The sequence below is a fragment of the Gilliamella sp. LMG 34361 genome, from assembly GCF_984569075.1.
The window spans coordinates 1,781,865-1,802,613 of record NZ_OZ474903.1; the positions used below are offsets into that span (position 1 = coordinate 1,781,865).

The 20,749-nt window shown below is 33.6% G+C and carries 29 protein-coding genes and 1 pseudogene; 10 read left to right on the plus strand and 20 right to left on the minus strand.

Translation table 11 applies throughout. From position 1 onward, the window contains the following. Nucleotides 1-7: 7 nt before the first annotated feature. Both AC5LXI_RS08495 and AC5LXI_RS08500 read left to right on the plus strand, forming a co-directional pair. Entirely contained in the window at nucleotides 8-151 is a 144-nt protein-coding gene (locus tag AC5LXI_RS08495; RefSeq protein WP_493441942.1) for a hypothetical protein, read from the plus strand. After that, nucleotides 152-526, plus strand: a complete 375-nt coding sequence (locus AC5LXI_RS08500; RefSeq protein ID WP_493441943.1) for a type II toxin-antitoxin system death-on-curing family toxin — start codon at nucleotides 152-154, stop codon at nucleotides 524-526. A gap of 637 nt (nucleotides 527-1,163) precedes the next feature. On the opposite strand, the gene AC5LXI_RS08505 is transcribed toward AC5LXI_RS08500, so the two are convergent. The 16 genes from AC5LXI_RS08505 to AC5LXI_RS08580 all read right to left on the minus strand — a co-directional run bounded on the left by AC5LXI_RS08505 (nucleotide 1,164) and on the right by AC5LXI_RS08580 (nucleotide 8,904). Further along, nucleotides 1,164-1,595 (minus strand): phage tail protein, encoded by a 432-nt coding sequence (locus AC5LXI_RS08505; protein WP_493441944.1) that lies wholly within the window; start codon nucleotides 1,593-1,595, stop codon nucleotides 1,164-1,166. A gap of 31 nt (nucleotides 1,596-1,626) precedes the next feature. Beyond that, nucleotides 1,627-1,908 carry a phage holin family protein gene (locus AC5LXI_RS08510; protein WP_493441945.1) on the minus strand — a complete coding sequence of 94 codons (282 nt, stop codon included), beginning with the start codon at nucleotides 1,906-1,908 and terminating at the stop codon, nucleotides 1,627-1,629. After that, nucleotides 1,905-2,282 carry a putative holin gene (locus tag AC5LXI_RS08515; protein ID WP_493441946.1) on the minus strand — a complete coding sequence of 126 codons (378 nt, stop codon included), beginning with the start codon at nucleotides 2,280-2,282 and terminating at the stop codon, nucleotides 1,905-1,907. The genes AC5LXI_RS08510 and AC5LXI_RS08515 overlap by 4 nt, the downstream gene beginning before the upstream one ends. Before the next feature lie 4 nt (nucleotides 2,283-2,286). Beyond that, the gene (locus AC5LXI_RS08520; RefSeq protein WP_493441947.1) at nucleotides 2,287-2,490 is read right to left on the minus strand and encodes a tail protein X; all 204 of its coding nucleotides are present in this window, start codon (nucleotides 2,488-2,490) and stop codon (nucleotides 2,287-2,289) included. A 253-nt stretch (nucleotides 2,491-2,743) separates the two neighbouring features. Beyond that, nucleotides 2,744-2,917 carry an Rz1-like lysis system protein LysC gene (lysC, locus tag AC5LXI_RS08525; protein ID WP_493441948.1) on the minus strand — a complete coding sequence of 58 codons (174 nt, stop codon included), beginning with the start codon at nucleotides 2,915-2,917 and terminating at the stop codon, nucleotides 2,744-2,746. Continuing rightward, nucleotides 2,895-3,230: a DUF2570 family protein gene (locus AC5LXI_RS08530; protein WP_493441949.1), complete on the minus strand. Its 336-nt coding sequence runs from the start codon at nucleotides 3,228-3,230 to the stop codon at nucleotides 2,895-2,897. The genes lysC and AC5LXI_RS08530 overlap by 23 nt, the downstream gene beginning before the upstream one ends. Beyond that, entirely contained in the window at nucleotides 3,227-3,667 is a 441-nt protein-coding gene (locus tag AC5LXI_RS08535) for a D-Ala-D-Ala carboxypeptidase family metallohydrolase (RefSeq protein WP_493441950.1), read from the minus strand. The genes AC5LXI_RS08530 and AC5LXI_RS08535 overlap by 4 nt, the downstream gene beginning before the upstream one ends. Continuing rightward, nucleotides 3,664-3,978: a phage holin family protein gene (locus tag AC5LXI_RS08540; protein ID WP_493441951.1), complete on the minus strand. Its 315-nt coding sequence runs from the start codon at nucleotides 3,976-3,978 to the stop codon at nucleotides 3,664-3,666. The genes AC5LXI_RS08535 and AC5LXI_RS08540 overlap by 4 nt, the downstream gene beginning before the upstream one ends. A gap of 87 nt (nucleotides 3,979-4,065) precedes the next feature. Beyond that, nucleotides 4,066-4,713, minus strand: coding sequence for a hypothetical protein (locus AC5LXI_RS08545; RefSeq protein WP_493441952.1), 648 nt, complete (start codon nucleotides 4,711-4,713; stop codon nucleotides 4,066-4,068). Nucleotides 4,714-5,159: 446 nt separating this feature from the next. Further along, nucleotides 5,160-5,342, minus strand: coding sequence for a hypothetical protein (locus AC5LXI_RS08550; RefSeq protein ID WP_493441953.1), 183 nt, complete (start codon nucleotides 5,340-5,342; stop codon nucleotides 5,160-5,162). A gap of 182 nt (nucleotides 5,343-5,524) precedes the next feature. Then, nucleotides 5,525-7,669 (minus strand): replication endonuclease, encoded by a 2,145-nt coding sequence (locus AC5LXI_RS08555; RefSeq protein WP_493441954.1) that lies wholly within the window; start codon nucleotides 7,667-7,669, stop codon nucleotides 5,525-5,527. 16 nt (nucleotides 7,670-7,685) lie between these two features. After that, a complete protein-coding gene (locus tag AC5LXI_RS08560; protein WP_493441955.1) occupies nucleotides 7,686-7,892 on the minus strand; it encodes a TraR/DksA family transcriptional regulator in 207 nt (68 codons plus the stop codon). Further along, the gene (locus AC5LXI_RS08565; protein WP_493441956.1) at nucleotides 7,892-8,107 is read right to left on the minus strand and encodes a DUF2732 family protein; all 216 of its coding nucleotides are present in this window, start codon (nucleotides 8,105-8,107) and stop codon (nucleotides 7,892-7,894) included. The genes AC5LXI_RS08560 and AC5LXI_RS08565 overlap by 1 nt, the downstream gene beginning before the upstream one ends. 19 nt (nucleotides 8,108-8,126) lie before the next feature. Further along, nucleotides 8,127-8,429, minus strand: coding sequence for a hypothetical protein (locus AC5LXI_RS08570; RefSeq protein ID WP_493441957.1), 303 nt, complete (start codon nucleotides 8,427-8,429; stop codon nucleotides 8,127-8,129). 90 nt (nucleotides 8,430-8,519) lie between these two features. Continuing rightward, nucleotides 8,520-8,663 carry a hypothetical protein gene (locus AC5LXI_RS08575; RefSeq protein ID WP_493441958.1) on the minus strand — a complete coding sequence of 48 codons (144 nt, stop codon included), beginning with the start codon at nucleotides 8,661-8,663 and terminating at the stop codon, nucleotides 8,520-8,522. Nucleotide 8,664: 1 nt separating this feature from the next. Next, a complete protein-coding gene (locus tag AC5LXI_RS08580; RefSeq protein WP_493441959.1) occupies nucleotides 8,665-8,904 on the minus strand; it encodes a MerR family transcriptional regulator in 240 nt (79 codons plus the stop codon). 142 nt (nucleotides 8,905-9,046) lie between these two features. Between AC5LXI_RS08580 and AC5LXI_RS08585 the strand changes: the two genes are divergently transcribed. Both AC5LXI_RS08585 and AC5LXI_RS08590 read left to right on the plus strand, forming a co-directional pair. Next, nucleotides 9,047-9,403, plus strand: coding sequence for a helix-turn-helix domain-containing protein (locus tag AC5LXI_RS08585; protein ID WP_493441960.1), 357 nt, complete (start codon nucleotides 9,047-9,049; stop codon nucleotides 9,401-9,403). Between the two features lie 19 nt (nucleotides 9,404-9,422). After that, nucleotides 9,423-10,424 carry a phage integrase gene (locus AC5LXI_RS08590; protein ID WP_493441961.1) on the plus strand — a complete coding sequence of 334 codons (1,002 nt, stop codon included), beginning with the start codon at nucleotides 9,423-9,425 and terminating at the stop codon, nucleotides 10,422-10,424. 359 nt (nucleotides 10,425-10,783) lie between these two features. Here AC5LXI_RS08590 and AC5LXI_RS08595 read toward each other — a convergent pair whose 3' ends face one another. Beyond that, nucleotides 10,784-11,179, minus strand: coding sequence for a tyrosine-type recombinase/integrase (locus AC5LXI_RS08595; protein ID WP_493441962.1), 396 nt, complete (start codon nucleotides 11,177-11,179; stop codon nucleotides 10,784-10,786). Nucleotides 11,180-11,768: 589 nt separating this feature from the next. Then, entirely contained in the window at nucleotides 11,769-11,993 is a 225-nt protein-coding gene (locus AC5LXI_RS08600) for a transposase (RefSeq protein WP_493444281.1), read from the minus strand. Nucleotides 11,994-12,086: 93 nt separating this feature from the next. Here AC5LXI_RS08600 and AC5LXI_RS08605 point away from each other — a divergent pair, with 93 nt between their 5' ends. Further along, nucleotides 12,087-12,887, plus strand: coding sequence for a PoNe immunity protein domain-containing protein (locus AC5LXI_RS08605; protein WP_493441963.1), 801 nt, complete (start codon nucleotides 12,087-12,089; stop codon nucleotides 12,885-12,887). A 287-nt stretch (nucleotides 12,888-13,174) separates the two neighbouring features. On the opposite strand, the gene AC5LXI_RS08610 is transcribed toward AC5LXI_RS08605, so the two are convergent. After that, nucleotides 13,175-14,062 (minus strand): LysR family transcriptional regulator, encoded by an 888-nt coding sequence (locus tag AC5LXI_RS08610; RefSeq protein WP_493441964.1) that lies wholly within the window; start codon nucleotides 14,060-14,062, stop codon nucleotides 13,175-13,177. 143 nt (nucleotides 14,063-14,205) lie between these two features. On the opposite strand from AC5LXI_RS08610, the gene AC5LXI_RS08615 reads away from it, so the two are divergent. Next, entirely contained in the window at nucleotides 14,206-15,429 is a 1,224-nt protein-coding gene (locus tag AC5LXI_RS08615) for an alpha/beta fold hydrolase (protein WP_493441965.1), read from the plus strand. A gap of 362 nt (nucleotides 15,430-15,791) precedes the next feature. Here AC5LXI_RS08615 and AC5LXI_RS08620 read toward each other — a convergent pair whose 3' ends face one another. After that, nucleotides 15,792-16,469: an ArsR/SmtB family transcription factor gene (locus AC5LXI_RS08620; RefSeq protein WP_493441966.1), complete on the minus strand. Its 678-nt coding sequence runs from the start codon at nucleotides 16,467-16,469 to the stop codon at nucleotides 15,792-15,794. A 182-nt stretch (nucleotides 16,470-16,651) separates the two neighbouring features. Between AC5LXI_RS08620 and AC5LXI_RS08625 the strand changes: the two are divergent. The 4 genes and pseudogenes from AC5LXI_RS08625 (at nucleotide 16,652) to AC5LXI_RS08640 (ending at nucleotide 20,718) form a co-directional block, all read left to right on the plus strand. Further along, nucleotides 16,652-17,568 (plus strand): annotated as a pseudogene (locus tag AC5LXI_RS08625) (ThiF family adenylyltransferase). 17 nt (nucleotides 17,569-17,585) lie between these two features. Further along, nucleotides 17,586-18,482: a methionyl-tRNA formyltransferase gene (locus tag AC5LXI_RS08630; protein WP_493441967.1), complete on the plus strand. Its 897-nt coding sequence runs from the start codon at nucleotides 17,586-17,588 to the stop codon at nucleotides 18,480-18,482. A gap of 23 nt (nucleotides 18,483-18,505) precedes the next feature. Further along, the gene (locus tag AC5LXI_RS08635; RefSeq protein WP_493441968.1) at nucleotides 18,506-19,870 is read left to right on the plus strand and encodes an MFS transporter; all 1,365 of its coding nucleotides are present in this window, start codon (nucleotides 18,506-18,508) and stop codon (nucleotides 19,868-19,870) included. Nucleotides 19,871-20,322: 452 nt separating this feature from the next. Beyond that, on the plus strand, nucleotides 20,323-20,718 hold the full coding sequence (locus tag AC5LXI_RS08640; protein ID WP_493441969.1) for a rhodanese-like domain-containing protein: 396 nt from the start codon (nucleotides 20,323-20,325) through the stop codon (nucleotides 20,716-20,718). The last annotated feature ends 31 nt before the right edge of the window (nucleotides 20,719-20,749 follow it).

Genomic DNA, 20,749 nt, shown 5'->3' on the forward strand with positions numbered 1-20,749 from the left:
TAAATCTATGGCAGCACCAATTCTAGCGCTGTGTGCAGACCAAGTTCGATATCTTCCACCTTCAGTATGTATGGGACTATATAGTTGTTTGTACGCTGAATTAAATATTCTACGTATCGTTTCTGTTGTTAATTTAGTTTTTGGACTTTGAATGTTATTTGATTTTCGCGATAAGAACTTACTAGCTTCCTCTCAAGCAAGACCCAGCCAATATAGATATCTTGCTCAAACAGAAAATGTTTTTAAGCTGACAGCATTGCTAATTGAAAGTCTAATAAAAAATCATCATTTTGCTAATGCAAATAAAAGAACGGGTATGTTGTCAGGCTATTTATTTTTGCTATTAAATGGACAAAAACTAATTGCACCTCAAGATCAAATGATTGAAATGGGTGTAGGAATTTCGTTAGGAAAGTATGATCTCTTTGATATAGATAGCGGGTTATTTCATCACTTAATAGAGTTTGATTCTCGCCTAATTTGTGTGAAAAATGACAATCCAATCGAAATCAATAAATTAATTTAAAGTTAAGGATAAGCTTCTTAAACTGCTCTTTATATGCGCAGGAATATTTACTGGTGAATAAGAAGTTTAGAAAGACTTATAAAGCGCGCACTTATTGGAAATATAGATCACTTGCTCTAAATAAGGGTTTTATATAATTCGAGTTATATTCAGGTGAATGTTCCCTTAAGGTGAGAGATGTTAACTGCGTTTGGGCTGAATAAAAAACTCCCACGTTCTATTTTTAATGTCTTATTATGGCTATTTAGTTTTGCAAATTCTAAAGGCTGGTTTTGTATTAGTAAAATGGATTAGTTAAATTGAATCTTATCCATTTGAAATCAGATGTTAATAAAAACCTCAATAAGCGGTTTTGAACAGATAATAGCTTGTCTATTTTGAACTTTTCGTTTTATTTGAATATTACCTAGGTCAATTATTTAAGCAGAAATTTACAACAATAGTCATAATCTTCAATCATCAACTAAACAATTATTGGTTTAAAGATCTTCAGTAAAAATTTTGAGGAGAGCACTTTTTGACATCAAAAAAAGTTGAGGAACGGGGTTTTTTAACCCCTAAAAACAGCTATTATTCATTAAATTTAACACGTTCTGACAAATATCAGCATTTTTATTTGGTAGCAAAGTTGAAGTTATTAACAGCCATACTTTTCTAATGGTTCTTGCAATATTATGTGATCTGTTAATGAATCAAATTCCAGTTTATCTTGTTTTTTTGTCGCTTTGATCCGTTCTGATAATTTTAATTCAACGGTTAAATCACATTGATTGTCAGCGATATTTTCAACATTGAACTTAATTGCTTGTTGGCATGATTGACTACTAATTAACGCATCTGGTTGATTATCCTGCATCCAATTGACTATGCTGGCCATTAAATTATTAAAAGGGTAGCAATAACCAGCTAAATTTATTGTCAAGGTGAAATGATATTGAAATCCTGAATTGTCAATTGCAAAAGGCTCAACAATGCCATTTTTGATGATAAATTGATTTTCTGTCGCTAAATTAGCGTTTAGCAGATCTTTGGCAAACAGATATTGTTTTAGTTGATTAATTTTTTTCATACAGATCCTTTAATATTGTGAATGTTCATTACTATTTTCTCTTTTTACCTGATTTTGGTTTTTGGCAAAGCGTACCGATATTTCCTTTGCTTTTTAACAAACAGAGTAATAATGTTAAATTCATCACAATCTGTGCTAGGTAAGCACGATGTAACAAATTGAAAAATGAAAATAAGCAAACCGCTACACTCGAGACAATCATTAACCATGCCAACCAACTGTATTTAACTTTGTAACGGCAATTAGTGCGGTCGAAGGTAAATAATCGCACCGCAATCATTAAACAAAAAATAGCATTGATAGTCGTTATCATGGCTTTTTGTCCTTGAAGATATTGAATAATTCAGTTGGATTATCAAATTTTTTAATCAACCAAAGTAACAATTTAACACTTATTGCTGAGGAAACTAAAGCGCCTAAACCAAGCGGTATTTTGCTTTGTATGCTAAGTGGAAAAATGGGTATTAATAAATAGAGTGTCATTTCAGCTAAGAGTAATCCCATAGCAAATGAGATAAAAAATAAGATGATGCGTCGCAGAACGCAAAGGCGTTCTTCACTAATGACTAATAAAATCGAACCACAAAGTGCACCTAAAATAATGCCGTTTTCAATGTTGGGATAAATCATTGAAACTGAAAAAGCACTAAAAACAGCGGTAAAAGTTAAACTGGTGGGTTCTGTCATTAAATTAGTCCCATAAGTTGATGGAATTTTTATTTTTTTCGGCTACCGTTTCAGGGACATTTACTTCAGTTCCCATCGGTAATATTGCCGGGAATTCACATAATTTTGGATTATTTTGATAAATTAATTCCACAATGCCTGCCGTTTTACCAAACACTCGATAGGCTAATGCATCAATGGTTTCATTTTGCATAGTATAAACAATCATTTTTCAATTACTCCAAAGTTGATTATTGACTTATTGTTAACCGCGACATCGCCGATTTATCAATAAAATAGGGCTCGGCGGTAGACAAAGTTGTCGATCTGAAAACCTTTGAACCGCCGAGATGTGGGGGTCACTCTTTATAAACAATTAGTTACGATTATGGTCGTTGTTAAATCGTTTTTAAGCAATCAAGCAAAATTGTGGAAAATTGGGATACAATACGAAAAGGTATTGTCAATCAGTTAATCCAAAATTAATTGCTTTCGGCGTTATTAATCTCGCGAATAGTTTTTTTATCCGCATTACATTTTTCAATGACATTCAATAAATGTTCATTGTATTTTAAGCTATCACCAAAAGTCATTGGTTTAGGCGGTAAATTTGGCTGACAATTATTGAGTAAATTAGCGGGTATTGGTTGACTCACGAAGATTTTTCGCTCGGTTGTACAAGCTACCAGAAATAGGCATAGGCACCAACTGGTTAGCGCAATAATTCTCTTTGAGTTGATCACTAATCTGCTCCTGATTTTGTAATGACTGGTTCTCCATCAACTGTTTTTTTTGCTCATTGTCAGCAATAAGTTGATTGTTCCTAATAATTGATTGTTCCAATTGACCTAATTTTTGCGACAATTGAAGTACCTCATTTTGTGCTAATTTTTTATCATGCAGTAAATCGCAGATGATATAAATAAGTAATATAAATGCAAAAGCAATTGTAAAGTTGGTTTTATTCATACTAATCCTGGTAAGTAAATAGTTTTGCCATTTTGTTTAACTGCTGTTAGGACTTGTTGGCGATGACAGGTAGGGCTAAATTGTATATGAACCCATTGATTATACTCTTGAATAAGTTTGTCAAATTCAACGCCGCTAGCGATTAAACGTTGACAAATTTGTTTAGGGGTTCCATAAGCACAGTGAAAATCAACCGCCAAACCTTTGGTATGGGCGCTAGTTTGCGAACCGCCTACCTGAGAATTTAGAGCTGGGCATCGATAGCCTGATGTGATGATAATTGGATGGGCTAAGGCTGCTCTGGCTAATTCGAGTTTTTGGGCCGTAAATTGAATATTTGCCATCAAGTGATCGGGAATTTTATTCTCTATTTTTAACCGTTTTGCGGTGGTTGAACAGGTAAATTCCTCTAATGAGAAATGTTCGGTTAATTTCATTGTTGTTTATCTCCTTTAGTATGTTTAATTAATTTTTCTTCCAAGGTTTTAATTAATGTTGCGCCAGACCAACCTGCTAGGCCAGCAATTCCTGCTGCTAATTCAAATCGCCAATCAAAATAACTTGCGGCTAAAATCGCCAGCGCCCCAGCAAAAGCTGAAATTAACATCTGGGCGATTAGGATACCAATACGAAATTTATTGCCTTTTAAAACGTTATAAAAGTAATTGGCTAGTGAACCGAGCGCGGTGATGATGAACAAATAAATGACCGCATACCAGTTTACATTATCAGGATCTTTAATTGGCATAATTGATTCTCAAAATAGACATGGCCACTAAGATATGGTTTAAATTTTTGCCAGCTTGATAGCCATTTGGGTTAGTGAATTAAGCCGTTATTCATAAAAATGTTTAAACTGTGTAGGCAAACTAGCTATATTCTCAATTGATAGGTAAGCCGAACCAAATTCATTACCTAGGTATGCATCAGTTCTTAATGGATAAATTTCGTTGTTTATTGAAAAAATAGCGTATTCAATCTCTTCGTTGTCTGCTCTTTTAACAATGTTGAAAATAATATTTCTTTTTTCTTGGTAGGATGCCGGTTTTATCTTAAATCCTTCATGAAGGTGTAATAGAGAAGATGGCTCAACTTTATTCCCGTAAGCTTCATATAGACAATGAGTTATATTTTGAGGAAAATATTTTGTTTTTTCACATGCTAAATAGGAATTAAAGCGTACAAAAATTTGATATTGTTTGCCAATTGATATGAGTTGCTCAGTAGAAAAAGATTTATAACAAGGGAAAATGATATTAAATGGTCTTTTATAGGCTATCATGTCCTCTTCAAAACGCCCACTGCCTAATATAAAATAGCATGGTAAGCAAAGCAGCCTTTCCTTATCAATTTTTAAAGTGTTATTAGGATCGTTATATAAAGCAATGTTTTGGGCTGACAGTAAATCGCCATCTTTAATTTCACTAAAATAGATGCGATCAGTACTATCCCAATTTTCTACAATAGGTTTTCTTATTACCATGTTTTTGTCCTTTTTTCTTAAGATTTTGTTGAATTAATCGGACTTTTCACTGTGTAATTATACAGTGCCATGCTTGGTAAACCTAATTATTAGGCCTTAAATACCTAAAAAACAACCTTAAAAAACCAATAATAATCATTATGTTACAATTATTTTATAATGATAATTTGTCGTTTGCCGTTCGACAATGAATACCGTTGATTTATTATGGATTTAAAACGTTAACTCACTTTAAAAAGTGGATAGCAATAATGCGAATGGAAAGTTAATTAGCGGCAGTGACTACATGACCAGGCAATTATTGGGTAATGATTTAAAGAAGGGTTATTTGGCGGTTGAAAATCCTTATCCTCAAAATCCTTAGACGGTTGAGAAGAAAAATAGAGGAGGGATAGTTGATGATTGTTGTTAAGCGGGGATGAACTATCTTCAACTATCCGAATTGATTATGAATCATTTGGTTTATCAGTCTGTTTTGTGACCATTTGTTCTTTTAATGGCTCAAGTAAATCTCGAAACCAAAACAGTATGATATCCTTATCATTTTCCCGTAAATGAACATGTTCAGTTATGATTCGTGAAAGTAACTCAGCCCGTTCAATTGTTTTAATTCTCTCTAATTCATCCATTTTAGTCGCCTCTAATACTGTAATTATATTCAGTATATAATAATTAGTTTTTCGATCAAGTCTTTTTTCAAAACTTAAAAAAAATTATAGATTAATTCATATTATTGATATTTATAAATTTTTATTTACGTTTCTTTACTTTTTGAACCATAAAAATACTGTATATCATCTATTTTTCTATACTAAAATTCATGGTTATAAATTCGTTTTGGCGGTCTCTTTTGGGGCTCAATACAATGGTTAGTAACGATTAGATGAGGGCCGTTTAGGGCGTCAGTTAATAGAAGATGCTGACGGGCATTTAGCTTGATACTTTGCCTTAAGTAAAGGCGATTCACATTTAAATCATTATCTGGTAAGCCAATAATTTTCAGTTGTTGTTTGATGATCTGTCGTTGCTGCTTAGAATTATTTATGTGAGTACAGTTATTGACAGAACTCCAAGGCGTGCGTTCCGCCCGCAATAATGATGCATCTTTAGTTTTCAAACTGTTATTTTTGGAAACTAATTTCCATTTAATTAATCTCGTGCAAATAAAAGAAGCGAGTCCATGGATTGGTGCATAAACCCCTTTTATTTTTTTGATGATCTCTTCGTATTGATTTATTTTATCCTCATAAGCAAGGCGGACTTTGATGTCTTTGCGTTTGACAAAAGGTCCGCCTTGATGAGCGGTATAAGCCGCCCAATCACCAATATCGGCTGAAGCTAATACTGGATCGATAATAGCATCGGTTACTTTTTTACTTTTCAACCGACGCAGCTCTCGCCATACGCTGACTGGAGCACCACCTAACTGTTGAAATTGGCGAATCTTCCAGCGGCTAGCCCAAGCGGTGATGGCTTTAGATGACTGTTGCAATTTTTCACCTGTTTGGGTATCAATTTCGTTTTCAAGCGCATATCCATCAATATTTTTGGCAATATATTTGGCGATATAACCTGTTGCCGATCCTTTTTGTTTATCAATATCTTTAAACTCAAAGCGATTGATCGCTGCCCCTTTTTCATCACCATCTTCATCCATGGCATATATCCACATGGTATAAAAAGCTCTTTGGATATCTTCTTTGCGCATAAAGACTAAAATATGCCAATGAGGAGTCCCGTCATGATGAGGTTCGGCAACTCGAAAACCAAAAAATTGAATATTCTCACGATTTAATTTAGCCCGAATTCGTGCCCATACTTTGCATAAATAGGCTTGTGTTTCTCGTGGAGTATTGCCTTGCCAGTTTTCAACAAAACCGCCTTTCGCATGCACACTGTGATATTTTGCTGGTGCAGTCAAAGTGATAAAAGCGCCTTGATAACCTAGCTGATCTGCTAAATCTTCAAAGCCACGCATGCGCGTCATCAGTTCCACCCGTCTTATTGCTGGGTTAGCAATGGATTTATAAACTTGCAAATCGAGAGGAATTTGTTCGCCAGTGTCTTGATTTTCAATCATCATTTTTTCAAGGTATTTTTGATTGCGACGTTTTTGCTCTTTCCACTCCATTTGACAGCTATGACTAGCATAAGGCGATGCCTTTTTTTGTACTTGACCGACCGCAATGGCTAAATGTTCATGTTCAAAATCTCGACGAGTCTTTAATTTGCGTTGCCACCATTCATAATTAGTTATTTTCGCTAATGCTTTAACACAATTATCATTGGCTAATTTGTGATTTTTAAAATCATTAAAATAGGGTGGAGCAATGTTAATACCACTTAATTCCTTTAACACAGTACGATAGAGCTTTTGCTCCAAGCTATTATTTTCAATTTGATTAGCGGTCAAGCAAAAGTCCTGATCCGCAAGGCAGGTTTGGATGTGTTTATTGAGATAATTGGCTATTTCAACACTTAATTTTGCTAACTTTTTTGTACCTAGTGTAGCTAATTGGATAAATTCATTAGCAAAATTAATTGCTAAGGCACTAGGACTAGCAGCTTGATAACGTGCTTTAACTTGCGATAATCGTGCTTGAATATTGCCGCCTAAGGTTTGCCGTAAAAAGCTGTTGGCAGCTTTTCGTCCTTCAGCTTGGAACAGATTGATATATTTATCAGCAAAATAACCAGCTAAAAAATCAGGTAAATCAGTGAAGTATTGCGCACGAAATGGATGATCTTCTTGATCAACTTGCCACAATTTCATTTCATTATAGCTGATAGATTGTGGCATTTTTTTACTACAATCAAATCTAGTAATTGGCGTTCTTACTATTTTTTTAGTAGGTAAATATTGCCCTGTATTTTCATAGTAATCACGCATAGCTAATAATAAAGAGTGTTTATTTTTAGCAGGAATAATAGGCAAGGATAAAGTTAGGCTGGTCATAGATTCTCAGTAGCAATTATCGTTTGGCAAACTGTTCTTTTATACTTTGACAATTGACACATAGTTGACAACCTTTTAGCAATTGTCGACGTTTTTCAGGGATTGGCTCACCACACTCTATACAGTCTTTTGCTGATTCACCGGCAAAGGTTTGTCGATTAGCTAATAGATTATCCAGTTCAAGTTGAGCCAAATCATTCGCTTGGTCTACAATATCTCGCATTAGGCATCCGTCTCATAGCTTTGATAGCGGAGTTTTTCAGCTTCTTGATTAAGCAGCTCATTTACTTCACTAGCGGTTAAATCCTGATCTAAAATATGACCGCCTATTTGCATTAAGCGATTTATATAAAGATCACAAAGTCGTTGTTCGGTTTCATGTTTAATTTGTCCCGATATATCTTGAAATTTCGATTGAGTGATATTGCTTGAGTTCATAGAGTTTTCCTCATATATATTATTGTTTGCTAAAATCTTGTGTTTCACAGTGGGCAAAAACATCAACGATTGCTTGCAACCGGCGAAGTCCTATCTCTAAATTATCTATTTCATTATCGTTGAGCTGATCAAAGTTCAGATTACGTTCTAAATACGCTAAACTTGTGCTTAATGGTGTTATGCCTGCTGCAGCTAATAACAGTCTTTTTTGTCCAGACTTTAGCCGATTAAAATTGCTACGTACTAAGCTGCGATGTCCATGAATTAATTGATATAAATGTCTTATATGTTCAAGTTGACGAGCTCGTTCAATATTATTCATCGGTGCTCCTTGCATGACTGTAGTTAGAATCAAAAAAGAGCCATGTCTTTCGAAAAAGACAAAGGCGTTATCAATTGGTTTTAGTTAGTTTTAGCGATGTTTAACTGGCCATAATTTAACGGTTTTACCATTACTTTTTTCAATCCATCCACTTGGATTATGTTTATTTGTTTGAATAAAAATGACTAACGGTTGCGTCGTTGATTTTTGACTTAAATAGATAGCTTGAGTCATATCATTGCTCCTTCAAATTTAGTTCTGGATTAAATGCCTTCGCACCTTCAAGCGTAAGGGCGGTCATATTAATTAATGTTGTCGAACGGTCATGCTTGCCTGTGACCCTTTTCTTTCTCGTTGGCAGCAATCCTTCGTGTACATATTTTTTAACGGTACGTGGATTCATGCCCGAAACTCGAGCAAATTCGTCAACAGTGACATAAGGAGAAGAAATAGTGATTGAAATTGTTGTCATCATGGTGCATTATTCCTAACATAAATATGCTTATGTGTAATTATGTGTATTTATATGTAAAATTAAACTAAATATAATTTATCATTAAGCTAAGCTTAATGTCAATCATATTTTTATTTTTTAATTAACTTAGGCTTAATTTAAGATGAGTATTAATTTTAATTCTGGTGGTGCCAAAGTATTAGATAGAATCATTAAGGCTTATGGATTTAAATCCAAAGTAGAGTACAGCAATTATTTAGGTACTTCTGCAGCAAGCTTATCGATCCGTTATCGACGTGATCTCTTTCCTTCCGATCTGGTTGTTAAATGTATGGATGAAACAGGTGCATCATTACAATGGTTAGCAACGGGTGAAGGGCAATTTAAGCATGATGAACAATCTAAAGAAACGGTTATTTCTGATGAAACTCTTATTAAACTTGAGCGATTGGCAAGCCTAAAAGATAAGGGAGCTATTACTGAACAAGAGTTTAGTGAATTAAAAGGACAGTTGATTTAATTTAGAATTAATAGTATTTATGTCAGTAAGAAAACAACCCAATGGAAAATGGTTATTTGAAAAATACCTCCCTGGTGGACGTCGAATCCGTAAAAACTTCGCCACCAAAGGGGAGGCGCTGGCATATGAAAATTATCTTGAAGAGCAAACTAACCAAAAACCATGGATCAATGAAAAAATAGATAAACGCCGTTTATCGGAATTGATCCAAAGCTGGTACGCGTTGCATGGTCAAACCTTAAAAGATGGTCAAACTCGATTAAAAGCCATGCTATTTGCCTGTGAATGTATGGATAACCCATTAGCAACAAACTTCACTGCCAAACAATTTACCAACTATCGCCAAAAACGAATTGAAGGTGAGATATATCGCACCGACCGCATTAAAACCGTTGCGCCCAGAACAATGAACCTTGAATTAACCTATTTCAAAGCGATGTTTAACGAGTTGATTCGATTGGGGGAGTGGCAACATAAAAATCCTTTAGAACTGGTTCGTTCATTCAAAACGGATGAACAAGAGATGGCTTATCTAACCAAAGAACAAATTCAAGCTTTACTTAACTCTTGTCAGCAGAGTAGTGCGTCCGATTTAACCATTATTGTTAAAATTTGTTTAGCAACCGGCGCCAGATGGAGCGAAGCTGAAAGCTTAAAAAGCACACAAGTCAAAGATGGTAAGATCACCTATATTAATACTAAAGGTAAACGTAATCGAACCATTCCTATCAGTGAAGAACTATTTAAACAAATTCCCAATAAACATGGCCAGCTTTTTACCGCCTGCTATTCAGCCTTTCGCTCGGCACTAGATAGAACCAGCATCGAACTACCTGATCGCCAACTAACCCATGTATTACGCCACACCTTTGCCAGCCACTTCATGATGAATGGTGGCAACATATTAGTCCTACAAAAAATCTTAGGCCACACCGACATCAAAATGACCATGCGCTACGCCCACTTTGCCCCCGATCATTTTGAAGATGCAGTAAGGTTGAATCCACTAGAACATGATTAATTAAAAAAACTGATTCATATTATTCAAAATAAAATAACACCAAATTAAATAAAAAATGGCGGTAAATTGGCGATCGAAAATGATTTTATAGCGCTTAATATGTTTTTATATGTATAGCTAACCTATTGATTAATAACTAAGTTATTGATTTAAAACCCCACCCCAAAAAACTCATAATCGATTGGTCACTGGTTCAAGTCCAGTAGGGGCCACCATTAACAGATTGATATGAATAAATTTTTAATCGTTACTTGCTTTCGATAATGTGCCACTCAATGGCTTTAGTACCGCAAATGTGACATTATTAACAAAACTGAGCATATGATCGGCATCTAAATGGGTGTATTTATACACTATTTCTAAAGTCTCCCATCCGCCAAGATATTTGAGAATATAAAGAGGTGTACCCGCTTGAACATGCCAACTAGTCCAAGTGTGAAGCTAATCATGGACAAGTGAAAATTTTCTATTTTTGATAACGTACAAATCCGTTCAAAATCTCTTCTATAGATATCGTAAAGTCGTTTATTTGTTGAACAAAAAACATATTCGCAATTATTTTTAAATCGTAATTTTCTCAATAATTTGATAGCATCATTGTTTAATAATAAAGCTCTCGCTTTCCCTGATTTTGCATTTTCGTTAGTTACGGTCGCTATTGGATTAACAAAATCAACATTGTGCCACGTTAATGTGAATATCTTGCTTATACAAGCACTTGCGGAAGGACAAAAAAACCAACGTCTTTCATCCAATTTAATTTAAGATTTTGAATTAAGATGCTTGCTTTTTCTTTTGTAATCCATTTCACACTGACCTTAGGCTTACCACAACTAGGAATATACTGCACAGCATCGAACCAGATCGTTTTATGGGGCAAACTTACTATTAATCTAAGTATAATTACCAAGTCAGAATTTGAGTTGATCACTAATTAAATGAAATACGTTATTAGCATTCCTACAACCCATTTTTTTCATGCTTTTAGTTATTTTATAATGATGATTTTTATTGAGTTTAACTTAAGTAAATAATTTAATTTTTTAATTTTAAATCCCTACCTTTTCGCCAGTTCAATTGCTTCTTTTGCAAAAGAATCTGTATACCACATGATCAACACACTATTATAATTTGCTAGTGATTTTATGTTTAGTGATTTAAAGTCTTGTATTGAAAAGATGAGTTTACTGCCGAATAGGTGTTGTTCAAAAATTAGGTACAAGGGTAAACTGCTAAAGCAGAATGTTGTCTGAAAAAATAAAAAATACACAAAAGGATTGTAACTATCACCTAAATAGTACATAAAAAAGTAGAAAATTCTCTATAATATTTTTAAGGAAAATTTCAATATGAAAAAATTATCAGAGTACCAAATTGTCTCAATATTAAAAGCTGAGAGGTTAAACTTAATTCAGTATACATCTGTTTAAGTTTACGATTTTCAGCTTCCCTTTGTTTTAACCGCTTAATATCCGATGATTCCTTAGCACCATATCTATCTCGCCATTTATAAAAAGTAGACACTACCATACCATATTGACGACAAAGCTCTTTGACAGGGACACCTATTTCAGCCTATTTTAATATGGATAAAACTTTGCTATACATGTAGTTTTTCACTAAATTAAAGGTATTAAAGCAAGCCAAGGAAATGAAATAAAGATGTCAGAATTTGAAAAACAACGTCGCCAAAAATTATTGGATGAAGATTTTTATCCATTTGTTCAAGAAAGATTTGAATGGGAGATAAACAAATTTAAAAAAAAGGCACAAGCTTCTGAAGATCCTTTACTAGCATCATTGATAGATCTCTATTATCAACAATTATGTCTTGATTATACAGCAGGTAGACCGATTGCTGATTTATTGCCGACGATGGAGAAAGTAATAAATTATACTGAAAATTCAATTGATTGTATTGAGCGATATAATCACGCTCATCCTGATGAAAGGGAATATATTTCAATTTTAACCGAGTACTTTGAAGCAGAAATGTTATCAAATTTATTAGGTTTATGTATTTTATTTGGACGGCAAGACTGGTTAGAAACGATTGTTAAAGCGGTCGATTTAGATTATGAAAATCGAGAAAAAGCGTTAGATAGTTTGATTGCCATGAAAATTTCTAACTATCCGATTACTGAAGAAAAAACACCGCGATCACTCAGCTTTCGTAATCCTCTTTATAAAGCGATTCATGCAGAAAAACCTAAAGATACTTTAAAATTCTTAGATGAATACTTGCGTCGTTGGTACGATGGGCTACGTAAAGCAGGAAATGTTTATATTGATATTCACTTATTGCAACAAGGAGACTCCAGAGATTGTTGTTCTTTCCATGGCTACTGGTGTTTTGAAGCAGCAGCCGTTGCATATTTAAAAAATATTGATGATAGTACATTACATCGTTTTATGTATTACCCAAAAGATATGGTTGAATATGCTCGTCAGCAATCTTCATAAGCGATTGAAGCGCATTGCCTACTGATATAAAACCACCTAAGCCCATCAGACTATGAAACGGTATAAGTATCATGGTACTAATGTTGGGCAGGTGCTTTTTTGTTTGCTGTTTGTTACTCCTATGCGTGTTAGCAATAATTAACTTTTTATAGTAATTCTCCGTCATATCCTTTATTTGAACAGTAGGGATGCAGTTAATCCAAACACAACTAAGACCTGTTGCATTTATAAATGGAGTTAATGAAAAATGTATAATCCAAATTCCCCATAGAGCCCGCACTGCGCTATTATGAATCAATTAATTTAAATTCATTAAGTTCCTGAACAATAAAATCAATAACTGCTCTTATATTTTTTGATGAGCGTAATTCCGCATAAGATACTATCCAAAGATCATCTGCAAAAACATCTTCTTTTATAGCAATCAGCTTTTTATCATGTGCAGTCAATAAATTCGGCAATACAGCAATACCTAACCCAGCTTTTACTGAAGCTAACTGAGTAGCGATACTGGTTGTTGCAAGAATTGATTGAGCATTCGGGATATGTTTGGCTAACCAGCGGGCACTAGGTAGATGAGAATAAACACTATCCCAAGTTATAAACTGATACTGATCTATATGCTTGGTGTAAGGTTTCTTAAAATTAGCCAGATATTTTGTATGCGCAAAAAGGCTATATGACATTTTTCCAACACGTCTGACTAATAAATTATCTTGTTCTGGTCGCACAGAGCGCAGAGCAATATCAACTTCATGCTTTAGAAAACCGACAGTATTGGGACTAGTCACTATTTCTAAGCGTAAATTAGGATATTTTTGATATAGTTTTGGTAATGCTGGAATAATCACCTCAATCGCCATGTTCTCTGCTGTCGCTAATTTCACGGTACCTGCCACATCATCTTTTACTGAATCGACAGCAGATTCAAATCCCATTATCTTAGCTTCTACAGCCAGCGCATATTGAAAAATACCTTTTGCTTGATCAGTTAAAAAATATCCAGTTTGATGGCGAGTAAATAGTGTAATTTTTATATCTTTTTCTAGACCACTAATTCTTCGAGCAATGGTAGACTGACTGACTTTTAACTCCAGTGCCGATTGCGTTAAATTATTTGTTCTCGCAATATGTAAAAAATACCGTAAATCATCCCAATTTAATTGATTCTTCATTATCTTAATTACGCATGTTTTCTATTTTTGCAAAGTAGTCTGGCATTATTTTGCATTTTCATCTTTATTGCAATGGCATAGCATAGATTTATCAAGTTTCTGACAAATCGTTAGATTCACTGATCTTAATGGAGATGCATTTAATGACAAATAAACAAAAATCATTACCCACCAAAGATATTATACAAAGCTATTTTAAAGCCATTGCACAAGGAGATATCGATAAAGCACTTTCATTACTGACGGAAGATGTGGTCTGGCATGTAGATGGCGATGCTAATATTTTTAGTATTGGTCTTGCTTCAGGTAAGCAACAAATTACCAACTGGATGAGAGCTTTTCCAAAGCAATTAAATCCTATTGCAGTCAATATTAACAATACATTAATTGACGGAAATGAAGCGATTGTATTGGGTGATTTTCGTTATTCAGTAAATAAAACTGGCCATTTTATTAGCAGCGATATGGCTATCCATTTTACTTTACGTGACGGAAAAATTGCTAGATACCATATTTTCGAAGATTCATTACTATTATCACGGAGTTTTAACTTTACTAACGATTTTACTAAAAAAGAAATTAAACTTAACGGCACACGATATGCTTATTCTGACCTAGGAAACGGTCCTACATTAATCTTTATGCATGGATTATTTGCCGATAGAGCTATTTTCGAGTCTCTGGTTACACAACTAGAAAAGAATTATCGTTGTATCACGTTTGATTTACCCGGACACGGTCACAGTGATTATCCTAAACAAGGTTGGACGCTGGAGGAATTGGCTCAAGATATTGCTTTATTTATTAGTGAATTAAAACTATCTCCCGTTACATTGATAGGGCAAAGTCAGGGAGGGATGATTGCGATTTTACTTGCTGCTTTAGATTCATCACTCGTCGCTAATCTGATAGTAATAGGCACCTCTGCACGCAAAGAATATAGTGAAAGGTTACCAAGATGGCAAGAAATAAAACATATTATTGCTAAAGGTTCATTTGACGAGAAAGAGCAACTTTTTATACGAATACAATCACTTGCCAACTCATCTGAATGGATAAATAGTAATACAGAGCAGGCTGCTAATGAAAGACGGCTAATGCACACTTATAATGAAGTCGGTCTGTGTTTAGCTATTGATGCAGCAACAATTAAACGACAAGATATTCGATCTTATTTACCAGAAATTCGAGTACCAACCCTTGTTATTTGTGGTGATAAAGATCAAGCTACCCCTATTGAAGTCAATAAAGAAATCAGTGATAACGTAGCTAATGGTAGACTTATTGTATTGGAAGGCGTCGCTCATCATCCGCCAACAGAAGCACCTGATGAAGTTTTAAAGCACATAAAATTGTTCCTACAATAAGATAGTCATACGATTTAATTCATTAATTATAGCTATCCTATATTTGATATAAAGAATGCCCTTTGCTAATGGGTACGCTAAGAATTAGCATGATTGGGTATTTATTTGGATAAATAATTAACATTTAGAACAATAACGGTATAGACTCCTGAATATTTTTTACAAGATAAAACTGTTTTGTATTTAAAAATGCACACAATCTAAAAGTTTTTGAGATAATTTAAGTGGTTGTATTATTCACTATAGGAAAGCGACGCATTTGATGAAATATATTCAACGGATTATTGGTTAGATTCAGTGCTATATTTTTTGACCAAATATAAAACGAGCTTATCATCAAACAGTTTTAAACCTCCTATTTATCAATTAATAATAGATTTAAGTTTTTTTCTACCTTTTGACGTAATTGTTAATTCGCGATTATTATCATTTTGTACGAACCATTCTTGTTGTAGCATTGATTGCAGCAATAAAGTCCCTAATGGTCCGCCAATATGATCTCTATGTTCAGAAAAATCTATACAGCGCTTTCCAATAGAAGCCGTATTTAACATATTAACTAATAACTTATGTTCATTAAAAAAATTTTTACCATTCTCAGTAACCACAAAAAAATTATTTTGTATAACAATAAATTTATTATCAATAAATGACTGGGTAAGTGCAACAGACCATGAACCCGCTAAATGTTTATAGCATGTTCTTGCTTCTTTAAACTTCTCTTTAGTATTAGCATTGGTTAAAAATAAATCCTCTTTAGGTGGGATAACTTTAAAAGTTGATTCAATAAACATCGCTGTATCTTGATTTTTTATTTCATAGTAGCGATGTTTACCACATGCCCTGTGGTGGATAAGTTCAACATCTTCTAATTTTTTTAAATGAAAACGAGTAGCTTGTGGTGACAAATTTAATCGATTTGCTAGCCATGAGGCTGAAAGAGCTCTGCCATTCATCAATTCCGTAATAATTAACACTCTATTGAAGTCAGACATTGCATCCGAAAATCGTATTAGATCCTCACAATATAATTTATTCACTCTTAATATTCTCCCTGAAAGATCAATGATGTTGTTAATTATTATTCAATTCAAAATAACTTAAACAGAGCATATTAATACATACTTTAGATAAATTGTTTAAATTTATTTTTAAACATAACCCTTAAAAAGTAAATAAACTGATCCGATATTTTCACCAACAAAAAATAAGAGAGAAAGACATGAAAAAATATGAAAAAAATAGAATTTTTTATCGTACTTTTGATATTGACCAAGAGTTTTATTGGGAAAGAGTCAATCGTAGTTTAGGTTGGTTAGGTAATACAGAAGAAGAGCAAAAACAAACCCAGCAAAAACTTAGTAATATTACAGTCGGTTTAGCAGGGTGTGGAGGAATTGGCGGTATGGTAGCTAGCCGTTTGGGTCGGTTAGGTATAAAAAAATAAAATTGGCAGATCCTGACTCTTTCGATGTATCGAATATCAATAGACAGATAGGTGCTTCTCCTGCGAATTTGAAGAGGAACAAAGCAGAAGTTGTTGCTGAATTAGTAAATGACGTAACGCCTGATGTTGATATTGATGTTTTCACGGATGGTATTCTTCCTCAAAATGCCGAAGAATTTGTTGAAGGATGCGACTATATTCTAGATCAAATGGATTTTTATGAAGTAAAAAATAGATATGCTTTACATCGTGCTTTTAGAAAATCACCTAAATTTAAATTTGCTCTAAAAGTCCCGACAGTTGCCCATGGGACTTATATATTTAAATATACTAAAGAATCAATGCATATAGAAGACGTTTACGGTATTGATGAAAATACCACATTAACGCCAGAGGCTATTTTAAGGCTTATGGAGAGAATTATGCCTCAAATTCCAGATTACCCATCAAGAGAGATGTTGAAACATTGGTTTATTGATTTAAAACGCATGCCTATATTTGCCGCTTGCCCCCCATTAGCTGAAGGAGTGCTGCTAGAAAGGCTTACTATAGAAATGGCTGGTTTAGGAGAAAAAATTCCCAATTATAAATCATTGCCAGAACAACCAGGATATGCATTTTTTGACACCGCTTCATGGGAAGCCCGTCTTTTTAATGGTAAATGGTGGGATAACGATAACATTGTTAGATAAAAACAAAGGATTGAATTATGAAGGTAATATTATTTACAGAAAAAAACTCTCCCTATGGAATAGAGTTTTTAAAAAGAATTCACGAACATGAAAAAGTATCATCTGTAATGTTAGTGACCCGAGAAAGTTTAATGCCATTTAATTATTACCAATATGATAATCAACTTTATGATATAAAAGAAATAGTTAAAGAACTCAATGTTGAACATATTGAGCAGGATGATTTAAAAAATCAGGACTTTCTAAAGGTTATTAAACAATTTGATCCTGATTTAATTGTGATTGGCAATTTTCAGAAAAAGTTAAATTCTGAGCTATGCAACTTAGCAAAGAAAGGGGCGCTAAATTTTCATCCAAGTCCTTTACCACGTTATGCAGGATTGGCTCCCTTTTTCTGGATGGCTATGAATAGTGAACGATTAGGTGGTGTCTCCTGTTGCAGAGTTGCAGATATTATTGATGGCGGTGATATCATCGATCAATATGCAATAGCGCTAAATGGTAATGAAAATTCTTATCAAATTAGAGAATGCCATTTTCAAAAAGCTTATCAATTATTAGATAAAATTCTTTATGATGCTTTTGACGATTGTTTGGTTCCTACAACACAAACATCTGAAAATAGAACCTATTATAGTGCTCCTACTGAAGATCTTTTGCAGATTAACTGGTCTGATACTACACAGCATATATTGCAAATAATCCGAGCTGCATCTCCTTTACCTGGTGCTATGGTCACATTAGGAAACAATAAAACTATCCGGATTACTGATGCCGATGAGTTTTTCTTAATACAAGAAATCGCTTCACCCGGAACAATTAAATACCATAATGAATATCCAATTATTGCAACTTCTGACGGTTGGTTACGGGTAAAATCACTTTCTTCTGTAGGAAGTCAGCTAATAGTTTAATTATATTGAGATGAGGCCTATAAATGACAAAAGTAGCAGATAGTTCTAAACCTATATTTTCTATTTATATTATATGTTGCTTAGGATTGTTTTTATCAACCCTAGATACCGGTATTATTAACTTAGCACTCAATGCATTTTCTATCAATTTTGACGTTTCTTTGGAATATATCGGATTATCTGTTACTTTATATTTATTATTTTTAATTATTTTTCTCATTCCTAGCGGTTGGCTTGGTGACTTTTGGGGGCAAAAAAAGGCCTTAATACTGGGTTTCTTGTTTCTTGGGATAACCTCATTAATTGCTGGGCTTTCTGAATCTGCAAATCAGCTTATTTTATCAAGGTGTGGTCAAGGAATAGGTGCCGCATTATTGCAAGCAAATTGTTTGGGATTGGCTGGTTTACAATCAAGTGAACAGAAAATAAGATTAAATTCTTTCATAATGTTGGCGATAAGTTTAGGACCAATTTTAGGACCTTCTTTTGGCGGTATTATTTTAAAATTATGGGGGTGGCAATTCTTGTTTCTAATTAATGTTCCCTTGTGTATTGTGGGTTGTTTTTTTTGTTTAAAAATAAATAATGCAGTAAAAAGACTAATGAGAAAGACTTTCGATTTAAACGGAATGATACTATTTTTCATAATGTTAGTCGGTTGTGTTTCTCTTATTTATTCTAACAATATAAATCTGTCGCTGATTGAAACAAGTTTCATTGGTATTTCTACTTTAATCATATTTATATTTTTTTGGAGGATAGAGTCAAAATGCTCCAATCCTTTTTTCCCTGTTAAATTATTATTAACCTCGTCAATTAGATACATTTCAATTAGTAGTTTGATATTTGGATTGACAGCGGGCATTATTTTTTCAGCATCACCTATCATATTTATTAGAGAAACTAGTTATACTATTGATTATATAGGATTAATTTGTACTGCTTCACCCATTGGCGTTATTTTAAGTGTGTTTGTAAAAAAAGTAATGAATTCAAATTATGATAAAATTATACTAATTTATGCTTTACCGCTTATGTTGTTTGCTTTTGCTTTATTTTTCTTGGTTAGTTTTAATATTTCAGTCTTTAATTATGTTATAGCTGCTTTGTGCTACGGACTAGGTGGCGGACTGTTTCAAAGTTCATTAATTCAGATAGCAATGGATCAAAAAGAAGATAAACAATCAATGATTGGTGGCTTGTTAAGGCTTTTTCAAAATGGAGGAATTATTATTGGAGCAGCATGTTCTTTAGCGTTGTTAGAAATAGATATTTCTCCTTTAAAGTACATTTCCACCTATCAAAAATTATGGGGTATCACTTTCATCGTACTTACTATCATGTTTGTTTATTCATATGTGTCTTTATTTAGGATGAAAAATAAATAAAATCTCATTGGCTAGCAATCCAATGACGACCGCTGATTCCGTATTTACCATATTTTTCATAAAAATCTTCATAAAAAAATAACAGCGCAACCATTCAACCGTAAAAACAAAATCCACATAACCAAAAAAAGATCATTTTTATTTTAATTTATCCTTAAAAAGGAGAGTTAATAATCATCAAAGTTACCAAATTCACACAATAAGATGATTAGATTGTTTGGTGGCAATAAATTACCGTTTATCTAGGTTTTTATAAGGAATAATGATCGTTGTTAGGTAAAATAATAAAAAATACGCATAGAACTACAAAATTACTTTAATTTAATCAAAACAGTTTATATTTGCGTTATAAACAGCTAATTGAAAATAAAATTAACATTGATATGATAATTGATCGATTAGCCTATATTTTAGGCAATGTTCTTCACGTTTAGATTTTAAAAGGAGTTTTTATGAGTATCGAGCAAATGTGTCATTATCAAGCAAAATTATCTTTTGAATTGGATTCAGCAGATTTATATACGTCCATTATAAAGCAAGAAAATATAACCATCATTGATGCTCGATCTCCTCAAGCATATAAAAAGGAACATATACCAGGAGCCGTAAATTTATGGCATAAAGATATGTCATTTCATACAACCGACCATTTAGATAAAAATAAAACTTATATTTGTTATTGTGACGGTATTGGCTGTAATGCCTCAACTAAAGCTGCGCTTAAACTTTTAACGCTAGGATTTAAAGTAAAAGAATTAATAGGCGGTCTTGATTGGTGGAAACGAGATGGTTATGCAACAGAAGGGGACGAATCTCAAAGCGGTCTTGAAGTCGATTGTGGCTGTTAAATGTAAATTTACACAGTGGATATAATTATAG